Source organism: Faecalimonas nexilis, from assembly GCF_059731825.1.
In genome coordinates this window covers 2341462-2352550 of the sequence record NZ_AP029189.1, presented here as the reverse complement: position 1 = coordinate 2352550, position 11089 = coordinate 2341462, and the positions used below count along the sequence as shown (strand labels likewise).

General features: G+C 43.9%; 13 protein-coding genes and 1 pseudogene. All 14 read left to right on the top strand.

Annotated elements, in window-relative coordinates; translation table 11 throughout:
• The first annotated feature begins 57 nt into the window (after window positions 1–57).
• Complete coding sequence (gene metK, locus AC6I5B_RS12005) at window positions 58–1218, top strand: methionine adenosyltransferase (RefSeq protein ID WP_497773770.1); 1161 nt, start codon at window positions 58–60, stop codon at window positions 1216–1218.
• Window positions 1218–2195: a DUF3991 and TOPRIM domain-containing protein gene (locus AC6I5B_RS12000; protein ID WP_006426986.1), complete on the top strand. Its 978-nt coding sequence runs from the start codon at window positions 1218–1220 to the stop codon at window positions 2193–2195. The genes metK and AC6I5B_RS12000 overlap by 1 nt, the downstream gene beginning before the upstream one ends.
• Window positions 2196–2201: 6 nt before the next feature.
• Window positions 2202–2948 (top strand): hypothetical protein, encoded by a 747-nt coding sequence (locus tag AC6I5B_RS11995; RefSeq protein WP_007884619.1) that lies wholly within the window; start codon window positions 2202–2204, stop codon window positions 2946–2948.
• 20 nt (window positions 2949–2968) lie between these two features.
• Window positions 2969–3772, top strand: coding sequence for a DNA-methyltransferase (locus tag AC6I5B_RS11990; RefSeq protein WP_226793175.1), 804 nt, complete (start codon window positions 2969–2971; stop codon window positions 3770–3772).
• Window positions 3773–3853: 81 nt separating this feature from the next.
• Window positions 3854–4177 carry a DUF7768 domain-containing protein gene (locus tag AC6I5B_RS11985; protein WP_015513330.1) on the top strand — a complete coding sequence of 108 codons (324 nt, stop codon included), beginning with the start codon at window positions 3854–3856 and terminating at the stop codon, window positions 4175–4177.
• Window positions 4178–4315: 138 nt separating this feature from the next.
• Entirely contained in the window at window positions 4316–4486 is a 171-nt protein-coding gene (locus AC6I5B_RS11980) for a DUF3789 domain-containing protein (RefSeq protein WP_117482321.1), read from the top strand.
• The gene (locus AC6I5B_RS11975; protein ID WP_024852688.1) at window positions 4465–4773 is read left to right on the top strand and encodes a plasmid mobilization protein; all 309 of its coding nucleotides are present in this window, start codon (window positions 4465–4467) and stop codon (window positions 4771–4773) included. Before AC6I5B_RS11980 ends, AC6I5B_RS11975 begins: the two co-directional genes overlap by 22 nt.
• 6 nt (window positions 4774–4779) lie before the next feature.
• The gene (locus AC6I5B_RS11970; protein ID WP_007884624.1) at window positions 4780–6069 is read left to right on the top strand and encodes a relaxase/mobilization nuclease domain-containing protein; all 1290 of its coding nucleotides are present in this window, start codon (window positions 4780–4782) and stop codon (window positions 6067–6069) included.
• Between the two features lie 2 nt (window positions 6070–6071).
• Window positions 6072–6878: a PcfB family protein gene (locus AC6I5B_RS11965; protein WP_007884625.1), complete on the top strand. Its 807-nt coding sequence runs from the start codon at window positions 6072–6074 to the stop codon at window positions 6876–6878.
• Between the two features lie 5 nt (window positions 6879–6883).
• Window positions 6884–7858 (top strand): ArdC family protein, encoded by a 975-nt coding sequence (locus AC6I5B_RS11960; RefSeq protein ID WP_044927355.1) that lies wholly within the window; start codon window positions 6884–6886, stop codon window positions 7856–7858.
• 49 nt (window positions 7859–7907) lie between these two features.
• Complete coding sequence (locus AC6I5B_RS11955; RefSeq protein ID WP_007884627.1) at window positions 7908–8252, top strand: hypothetical protein; 345 nt, start codon at window positions 7908–7910, stop codon at window positions 8250–8252.
• Between the two features lie 16 nt (window positions 8253–8268).
• Window positions 8269–8547 carry a DUF4314 domain-containing protein gene (locus tag AC6I5B_RS11950; RefSeq protein ID WP_024852684.1) on the top strand — a complete coding sequence of 93 codons (279 nt, stop codon included), beginning with the start codon at window positions 8269–8271 and terminating at the stop codon, window positions 8545–8547.
• Between the two features lie 254 nt (window positions 8548–8801).
• On the top strand, window positions 8802–9107 hold the full coding sequence (locus AC6I5B_RS11945) for a type IV secretory system conjugative DNA transfer family protein (protein ID WP_330379476.1): 306 nt from the start codon (window positions 8802–8804) through the stop codon (window positions 9105–9107).
• Between the two features lie 696 nt (window positions 9108–9803).
• Window positions 9804–11088 (top strand): annotated as a pseudogene (gene ltrA, locus AC6I5B_RS11940) (group II intron reverse transcriptase/maturase); the annotation flags it as partial.
• Between the last annotated feature and the right edge of the window lies 1 nt (window position 11089).

Genomic DNA, 11089 nt, shown 5'->3' with positions numbered 1-11089 from the left:
GGGCAGGAGATGTGCATAAAGCAGCTTCTGTCCTGTCTGTATATAAGGAGAAGAATGATGAGACGTTTTTATACAGCAGAATCAGTAACAGAAGGACACCCAGACAAAGTATGCGATCAGATAGCAGATGCAATCTTAGATGAATGTCTGCGTTACGATCCATCTTCGAGAGTGGCGTGTGAAGTCCTTGCTACAAGAGGAAATGTGTTTGTAGCAGGAGAAATCACCAGCGGATATGAACCACCAGTGTTTGAAGTGATCCGAAAAGTTTTAGAAGAGTGTGGATATTGTACAAATGGGATAGAAATGGATACGTTTGTACACCAGCAGAGTCCAGATATTGCGAAAGCAGTGAGTGTGTCGAAAGAATTTCGGGATAATATCGGCGCAAAATTAAGAGATAGAAGCAGGGGAGCTGGAGATCAGGGTGTTATGGTCGGATATGCGTGTGATGATACTCCGCAGCTTATGCCAATGCCGACTGTTCTGGCACACCGGATCACACGTGAACTTTCGGCTTGCAGAAGAAGCGGATATATCAAAGATATCTTTTCGGATGGAAAAGCACAGGTAACCGTAGAATATGAAGATGGAAAACCAGTGAGACTGGAAAGTGTTGTTGTTTCCTGCCAGCATGGTGCAGAAAAGAGCCTGAAGAAGTTAGATGCCGAAATCAGAGAGAAAGTGCTTCGCTCAGCACTCAGATTACTGCCGCCGGATGAGGATACGAAGATTCTGATCAATCCGTCAGGAAAATTTGTGTGTGGAGGGTTTGATGCAGATACCGGACTGACCGGAAGAAAGCTGATGGTGGATACTTATGGAAGTATGGTTCCGCATGGCGGCGGTGCATTTTCAGGAAAGGACTGTTCGAAAGTAGACCGTTCGGCAGCTTATATGGCAAGGTATATCGCAAAAAATATAGTAGCTGCTGAGTTTGCAAGCAAGTGTCAGGTGTCTCTGGCTTATGCAATCGGAGTAGCAGAGCCGGTTATGATTGAGGTGGATACCTTTGATACAGGGAAAGTGTGTGCGGATGATTGTCTGGCGGCAGCAATCCCACTGGTGTTTGGAGTGACACCTGTTCAGATCATGGAATCCCTTCGACTGAACCGTCCGATTTTCCGGCAGACGGCAGTTTTTGGTCATTTTGGAAGAAAGGAGTTTCCTTGGGAGCGGACGGATAAGGTACTGGATCTTCAGGATGCAATTCTGTAATGCCCTGGGTAACGGAAGAAGAGATTCAGGCAGCAAAAAATATGACTGCGTATGAGTATTTGCGGACGCATCAGGCACAGCGGTTGCAAAAGACAAGAACCAGAAATGAATGGCAGTTGACGGACCATGACAGTTTTAAAATCAATGAACTGTCCAGCAAATGGCATTGGAAATCCAGAGATATCGGTGGCGTGTCCGCACTGCGGTTCCTGATTGAAGTAGATGGAATGAAATTTACAGATGCCGTAAAACTGTTGTGCGAAGAGAGTCCGTCTTTTATTCCGACACAGTCTGCGAAAAAGGAAAAACCACCCTTTAAGCTGCCGGAGAGATATTGTAATTGCAGACGAATCAGGGCTTATTTAAACCACAGAGGAATCAGCGATGAAGTGATCACGTATTGCATTTCGCATGAAATCCTTTATGAAAGTGTCCCGTACCATAACGCTGTTTTTGTTGGAAAAGATGAATCCGGAAAAGCAAGATATGCATTCCTGCGAGGAATCTATGAAAAAAACGGGAAAGGATTCAAGATGGAGCAGACCGGGAGTGAAAAAAAGTACAGCTTTTGTATTCCACCTGAAAGAGAAACAAAACGAGTTGTCGTATATGAAGCGTGTATTGATGCACTGGCCCACATGACACTGGAAGAAGGAAAGAGGGATAAATATCGTCTTTCCCTTGGAGGAATCGCTGCTCCGAAAGAAAACACACAGATACAGAGTGAACGTTTTAAAAAGCTGCCGGATGCACTGGAAGAGTTTCTGAAGAACCATCCGGAAATCAAAGAAATTGAAATCTGCACCGATAATGACTTTGCCGGGAGATGGGCGAAAGAACAGATGAAAAAACATTACGAGGGAACGTATCAGATTATTTGCAATCTGCCGGAAAAAGAAGGGGCAGATTATGCAGACCTTGCGAAAGAAAAAAAGCAGACAAATAAATGCAGGGACAGACCATTAGAAAGAAGGTGATAGAGAATGGAAGAAAAAGGAACGATGCACGTACATCTGTTGACGGAGCTGACTGGAAATCTTTATTCAGAAGAATCCGAATGGGAAGAAGAGTGGTCGGAGAGTGATGAATATGGAATGCCATTAGATGGAACAGAACTTGCCGATTATGAAGAAGTCATCCGAGAAGAACTGGAACGCTATGGGGAAGATGATCTCATGCAGTATTTTGACGGAAGTGAGTCCATTCAGGAAAAGATACAAAGTGCAGTTGTTACGATAGAAAACAAAGACGGAATCCTGTACGGCTGTACCAAACTGGAATTAAATGAATTTTTAAGTCAGGAAGAACTACAGGAATTCACCGAATACATTACAGGGCAGTACAGTGACGGGTGGGGTGAAGGATTTGAACAGAGGGATATCAAGGTAGATGGTGGAACGATGAATGTGCATTTTTGGCATCCTAATATGGAACAGCCGAAAATGTATGAAAAGAAAACAGAGCAGATTCCGACAAAGCCTGAGAAACAACGTCCCAAGTTACAGCTCCTTGGACATGATGGGAATATTTTTTCCATTATGGGCGATGCCTCAACTCTTTTGAAAAAGAATAAACAGACAGCAGAAGCAAAAGAAATGCGTAAAAGGGTATTGGAAAGTGGGGACTATTACAAAGCACTTTTGATTATCAGCGAATATGTAGAAACTGAGTTGAGTCCGCCGCCCAAAGAAAATAAAAAGACAAAGAAGAAAAATCAGCCGGAACGCTGAGAAAAGAAAGGATGATGCCTATGACAAATGGCCTGAGTTTGGAAGAACTTATGAAAGAGGGAACATACCCGGAGGAATATACTGAAGGGGAAAACTGGAAAATATTACATGGAGATACATTAAAACTGGTCAAAGCATTCCAGCCGGGAATCTTTGATGCAGTTATTACCGATCCGCCGTATGCATCCGGTGGAACAAAACAGAATGAAAGAAATCGTACTACAAATCAGAAATACAGCAGTATGAGTGCTGCCAATGCACTTCCGGATTTCGATGGGGATAACAAAGACCAGAGATCTTGGACGCACTGGATGGCTGAATGGCTCTATGATGTGCGGAAAGCCTGCAAGAAAGGTGCTCCGATCTGTCTGTTCATTGACTGGCGTCAGTATCCATCGATTACCGATGCATTGCAGTGGGCAGGATGGATCTGGCGAGGAACAGCGGTGTGGGATAAGGGAAACTCCCGTCCACAGAAAGGCCGTTTCCGCCAGCAGGCTGAATATATTGTGTGGGGCAGTAACGGACCGATGCCGATCAACCGTCCGGTATCTTGTCTGCCGGGCGTCTTCCGATATGGCAATCCGCAGAACCGGATTCATGTGACAGAGAAACCGTTGCAGCTTATGAAAGATGTTATCCAGATTTGTGAACCGAGAGGGCTGATCCTGGACCCGTTTGTCGGAGCAGGAACAACTGTCCTTGCAGCGGTTATGACAGGTTATCGTGCAGTGGGAATTGAGGTAACAGATGCCTACTACAAACTGGGAAGTGACAGAGTGAAAATTGCATTAGAAGCAGAGCAGAAAGAGGATGAAAAGTAGCCGGGATGTCCAATTGGACATCTTGTTTTTTATAGAGAAAATGAGTGGCATCCAACTGGATGCAGGAAGGAGATGGAGCGTATGGAACAGGCGCTGGCTTATGTGTGCTGTTCAGCAGAAGAAAGCCGGGTAAAAGTGCAGAAATATTGCAGAAAAATCTATGAACTTGGGTATGTACCAATCTGTCCGAGATTTGTATTCTCACCATTCTTGGAAGAGTCTGATGCAGAAGATATGCAGGGATATGGAAGAATGTCCCATATCCTTTTACGGAGATGCCGGATGGTAGTCGTATGTGGGAAAGAAGTGACAGGAACAATGAATACCGAAATCAGTATGGCAGACAGACTCCATATCATTTGTACGACACTTGATGGACTGGTACAGATAAAAGAATCAAAATAAATCAGAATCGAGTCAATCCGGTGCTACAGAAACTGGCGGTACTCGTTTTGCAAGCATAGCGTTTGGATATCCAAACGCACTTTGGGGAGAACCCCAATCCCCCGGACACAGACGGAAATGGAAAGGAAGGATCAAGTCATGTTAAGAAATGGAGTAATGATTGTAATCGCATTGATGAGCGGAGGATTTATAGGAGTGATAGTGACCTGTTGCATGGTTGCAGCGAAAAAATCCGATGAGGAGCTTGGCGATATGATGAAAGAGAAAAGAGAAGGGACGGTGATGCAATGCGAAAACGAAACCATGTGATCCCGGTGCGGTTAAATGCAAGGGAACTCAGGGAATTGGAGGAACAGGTGGAAAAAAGCGGACTGAGTCGGGAAGAGTTTATGCGTTCGCTGATCTTAGGAGCACAGGTACACGCAAAACCTTGTGAACATCACCCGGAACTGCTTAGGAAGATAGCGGGTCTGTGCAATAATGCGAACCAGCTTGCCCATGTTGCGAATGCTTCGGGAATGGCAAGTGAGCAGAGTGTACAGGAAATGCTCCGGCTTACCAAAGAGACATGGCATCTGGTAAAGGAAGAGTGGTAATGACAGATGGCTTATACAAGTGTTATCCCCGTCCACCGCCTGGACCGTTCCATCGAATATGTGAAAGACAAAGAAAAAACCACACAGAAAGCAGACTCTCTGGAGGCTGCCATTGATTATGCCATGAACCGGACAAAGACGGAACAAGCGGTCTTCGAAGATACCATCGGATGCACCAATGAAAATGCGTATGAAGATATGCTGACAACGAAAAAGAGATTCCATAAGATGGGCGGTGTGGAAGGATACCATCTGGTACAGAGTTTTGCAGAAGGTGAGGTGACACCGGAACTGGCACATCTCATCGGGCAGGAACTGGCAGACCGGCTCTTAAAAGGACAGTTTGAAGTAGTCATAACAACACATCTTAATACCAGACACTATCATAATCATATTGTCTGGAATTCTGTAAGCATGGTGGACGGACATAAGTACCATAGTAATGCTAAGAGTTATTATACGGAGATCCGTAAGATTTCCGATGACTTGTGCAGAAAATATGGTCTGTCTATCATTGAATCCAATCAGAAAAAATCAATCCCTTATGTACAGTGGAAAGCAGAACAGGAAGGAAAACCGACATGGAGAATGGCGATCCGTTTGGATATCAGGGAATCGGTACAGGAAAGCTACTCCTGGTTACAATTCCTAAAAGAGATGGAAAAGCGGGGTTATACATGGAAACTGAACAGGAAATACATTTCTTTAAAAGCTCCGGGAATGGAGCGGTATATCCGTCTGCGTTCTCTCGGAAAAAACTATTCCGAAGAGGAAATACGTGGGCAGATACTACAGCCAAAGGTGAAACGAGTCTATCAAAAGGCAGTACAGATTCATCCCAAAAAGAAACTGACCGGGATTCAGGCACTGTATTATTCCTATTTATATCAAATGGGGGTACTGCCAAAAAGACCGAAAAGGAGTCCATACGCTGTCAGAGAGGATATCCGGAAACTGGACCGCAGGATTGAACAGATTGAATTTCTACTGAAACATGACATCATAACCAGAGAGCAGCTTGCCGCGTACCGAGAGCCATTGCAAAAGCAGATTGCGGAACTTATGAAAGAACGCAGAAGATTGTATCGGAATGGGGGCAGGGAGACTGGGGAAGAACGATTGTCCGAAATCAATGAGGAATTGAAGCGACTCCGTAAGGAAGTTCGTATGACCGTTCAGATTGAGAAACATTCCTTGGAAATCGAAGCGAGACTTCAGGAAGCGGAAGAACAGAGCCAGAATGAAAAACGTGTGGAAGATAAAGAAAGAATGCAGAAAAGTCAGGAGGTGAGATAAGTATGAATTACGGAGCAGAACCGGCAGATCAGGTGGTACGGTACAGTCTGGAAGGGATGGAGTATTCGCTGAAGATCACCGGGAATGTAGCAAAGCATGTGGCAGTCTTTATTGCTGCCGCCTTGAAGGACCAGAAAAAGACAAGAGGGAAAACAAGACTTACCAGAATGTTAAAGGAACAGCGCCCGATGAAATTTTTTACCGTTCCGGGTGACCGTTTAAAAGAATTTGCAAAAGAAGCCAAGGCGAGAGGTATCTTATATGTAGTCATCAAAGATAAGGTGAATCCGGACCAGACAGAGGTCATGGTATTTGCAGATGATGCAGCGAAGATGAATCGGGTATTAGACCGGATGAATCTGGATTTTGTAAAAGCAGAATCAGGCTCTATGGTTACGGAAGCAGTGGAAAAAGAGACTGCACCGGAAAAGGCAGAAAACCAGATGGAAAAAGAAACCGGGGAGAATGTACGGACAGAGACCGTTGTCCTGCCGGAAGGCAAGATAGAATTTGAACTGGACGATGCGGAAGAAATGTTCCAGATCGGGGATGAGGCTTTCCCGGAAGGAAATTTTACACAGGCGCAGGAGGGGGAAGAAAAGAATCCATCCGAACCTTTCTCGCGCAACAGAAATACTTCTTCCGATCGGGAAATTAGCTGGAAAGAAAAGAATGAAAAACCATCTGTGCGGAAAGAACTCGGAGATATCCGCAAGGAACAGGAAGAGAAACGTAAGAGGCCGGACAGACGGAAAAATGCCAGAGAGAGCCGGAAGAAACGTAAGAATATGAAAACGAAAGGCAGGTAATGTATATGGATTTAACAGATATGATTTCAGGGGGAACGGAAGAACAGCAGGTTCCTGAACAGAAATTGACGAAAGAAGAATATGCAGCCAAAAAACAGCAGGAAAGAGAAGAGGTATGGGCTGAAGTAGATTCACAGGCACAGGGAGTTTTTCAGGATGGAGAAAAACTGAAAGGCTTTCTGGACTTTATGGCAGAGTGTAATACCCAGAGAACACCGAATCTGCTTTTGATTTACGGACAGCATCCAGATTTTAAGGTGGTAAGGTCTTATGAACGCTGGAGAGAAGAACACCGTTCGGTCAAAGTCGGGGAACATGGCATTACTTATATGATTTCCACTGAATACGAAAAAGACGGAGAAATGCGGAGAGGGTATACGATTGGAAAAGGATTTGACATCAGTCAGATGTCTGGAAAGCCATTGGAAGAACGCCCTCAGCGAAGTCTGACAGAACTGATAGGAACTGTCTTAAAAGACCAGTCGGTACGTGTGCAGATTGAGGATGATCTGCCAGACAAAGTGCAGGCCCAGTACAATCCGAGATACCGTACCATTTATATCCGCAACGGAATGAGTGAAGTAACGACATTCCATGCACTGAACAGAGAACTGGCGTGTGCAGCACTGGACCAGCATACCGGAACCTACAGCCGACAGAAAGTCAGTGCACAGGCTTATTGTGCAGCCTATGTGATTGCGAAACGTTATGGTGTGGATGTTACCGGATTCAATCTGGAGTATATTGCACAGAGAAATGAATGTGGAAAGAAAGATCCACAGGAACTGAGAGACTTTTTAAATGATGTCCGTCAGGCTTCCTATAGTATCCGAAACCATATCGAACGGAATTTTGGTGCAAAGGAACAGGAGTATGTAACCGATGAGTTCGCAATCGGAGACCCTGTAAAAACACCGGAAACCAAGGATGAAAAAGCATCTGGAAAAGAGAAAAAAGCAAAGAACCAGCCGGAACGATAAAAGTGAAAAAGTTGGACGGTTGGAGTAGCTATTACGGAGGTCTTGTGATATGGTTGGTGTAACAAAAAAGGAGGTCAGCCAGATGACAAAATACTATTTGAAGATGGATAACATTATGAAAAATATGTTCGTGGTGGCACTGAATGATGAGCTACAGGCGCAGAGTGAGCAGGATGAATGTTTGGAAGAAACGAAAGCTCTTCTGAAAAAAGTAAGTGAATACGACCTCGCTCAGAAACGACTGCAGATTACAGCCGGGGAACAAAGGCAGATCCGTAAGGCACTGAACAGACTCAGAAGTAAATATCTTGCAGCCGGAAGATACAGTGATGGAATAGATAAAGTTATTATTCAGGTTGCAAAACCGAATACTAGCAGACACATGTTCTGGTAGAGAAAGGAGTGGTTGATTGGTCATTTATTCAAGAGAAAAAGTGGCAAGACTTAGAGAACAGTATCCGGCAGGAACAAGAATCTGTCTGAATTCGATGGATGGAGAAGCGGGTATGCCGCAGGGACTGGAAGGAACTGTGCAGTATGTGGATGATGCAGGCCAGCTTGGTGTTAAGTGGGACAACGGCAGAAGTCTCTCACTGATACCGGGAGTGGATTCCTTTCATAAGAAAGAAGGACAGGGACATCCAGAAGAAAAGCCACGCAAGAAAAGAGAATCTGACTTGCAGAGATAAGTACAAAAAAGCAGGACTGGGTTCTGTATCTTGTCTTTCTGCCATTTGTCTGGTGGGCGGCAGCGATTACCGCTTGTGCCATTACACCGGATAAGAATTTTATTCAAATCTTAGAAACGCTGAGCGAAAAACTCGAACAGCCGTTTTTTATCACGTATACACCGTATACGTTCAAATGTATTCTGATATTCACAGCAGCCTATTTCTTAGGCATTGGTATTTATGAATCCCAAAAAAGAAATTATAGAAGAGGCGTGGAACATGGTTCCGCAAAATGGGGCAACGTGTCCGAAATCTGCAGACGTTACTGCGAAAAGCAGTACACGAATAATCTGCTTCTGACACAGCATTTCCGCATGGGACTGGATGGATATAAGCATAAACGAAATTTAAATGTGCTGGTAGTCGGAGGTTCCGGGGCAGGAAAGAGCCGGACCTATGCGATTCCGAACATCATGCAGTGCAACTGCTCGATGGTGATCACAGATCCGAAAGCGGGTGCGAGACGTTCCAGTCTGAAAAGGACTGGCACATCTCAACTGAATCATTGTTTATTGTAATGAAATTAGTTCGAGTTGGAGAACTGAATGCGTGAATAGTCGAATGAAGGGGTAACGCCCTGAAAGGCTACTCTAATACTCCGGCTGGCATGGAAATGAGTAAACATTGAAATGTCAGAAGCCCGGTGAAGTCGGCAGAGAGATACCGTAACAATAGTAGTTGACGAAAGCTGTCCAGAGGTGGATGGTGTATCCTATATGCCGGGAGTCTATAAAATACCTATGGTTAGAATGGTGGATGTTACATAATCCACTGACGAACCCTCGAATGTACGGGTCTATATCGGGACTAAGTATAAATGCTTAGTAACACAACTAGTGTTGCTACTGCGGGTGAGTAAGACTTCTGCCTTTATGAAAATCCGTGCAATGTTACAGGCATTGATGTGGTAGCAGGCTCAGAGATGGGAACCTACGGGTATATAGGAACAGATAACGCATTCGGAACGTCGTAAGCTGACAGCGTGGAGATTTTACTGTCTATGAAACGTATCGAACGGGAAAGTCATCGTGAGATTAGCGATGATATAAGGGAGATAATGTCAGTGAAAGCGGTGGCATAGTACCGATGAAACCGTGATAACAAGCGGTGGAGGGATAGCCACTAGTCATATATTAGAGTAAATAAGTTACAAATGGTATGGGTTCGAGTAAGACTAAGAGATGTAATAACTCCCAGATAGGAGGTTACAGACCATACAAAAGAAAGCTAAGCTCCGGTACAACGAATATTACGATATGCAGAAAGCATTCGATGAGTTGTATCAGCAGAGCAAAAATGGTAACAACTTTTATAAGTTATTAGAAATTATCGGTTCAGAGCAGAATATTTGCCTGGCATACCGAAACCTAAAAACCAATAGCGGAAGTAAAACCGCTGGTACAGATGGTAAAACAATCGAGGATATCAAAGGTCTATCGGACAGGGAAGTAATTGAAACTGTCAGAAAACAATTAGCAGATTATCATCCGCAATCAGTCAGGAGGGTCTTTATTCCTAAGCCCGGAAGCGATAAAAAGCGTCCGTTAGGGATTCCATGTATCTGGGATAGATTGATACAACAGTGTATCCTACAGGTGTTAGAGCCGATTTGTGAACCTAAGTTTCATAATCACTCATATGGATTCCGGCAAAATAGAGATGCCCACCATGCGGTCAGCAGAGTTGTCAGCATGGTAAATATGTATAAACATTATTATTGTGTGGATGTGGACATCAAGGGCTTCTTTGATAATGTAAACCACGGAAAGCTGCTAAAACAGATATGGACATTAGGTATACGAGATAAACGATTGCTATGTATCATTAGCAAAATATTAAAATCAGAAATTGAAGGAGAAGGAATACCGGACAAGGGTACACCGCAAGGTGGGCTGATTAGTCCGCTACTTTCGCTCATTGTGCTGAATGAACTTGATTGGTGGGTAAGTAGCCAGTGGGAGACTTTTACACCAAATGGAGTGAAGAAAGGCAACATGAAAGGAAGTAAGGGCTGGTTGAGTTATGCACGAAAATATACAAATCTAAAAGATGGGTATGTGGTGCGTTACGCTGATGATTTTAAAATTATGTGCAGAAGTTATACTGATGCACAAAGATATTATCATGCGACAATAGACTTTTTAAAGTCAAGATTAAAACTCGACATTAGTCCGGAGAAGTCCAAAGTTGTTAATCTCCGAAAGAACTCTTCTGATTTTCTGGGATTCAAAATTAAAGTCCTGCCAAAAGGCAAGACCAGATATGGATACATTGCTAAAACTGATATGAGCGATAAAGCCATCAAAAAGATTACTGCTGAATTAAAGGCAAAAGTGATTAATATAAGGAAACACACAACTGTTGGTAGAATCAATGCCTATAACATGGCAGTGATAGGGATACAGAATTATTACTGTATTGCTACCAACATATATAACAATCTAACGGATGTTAATTACGCTCTCTTACCAACCTTTAGAACCAGATTATCATGTATTGG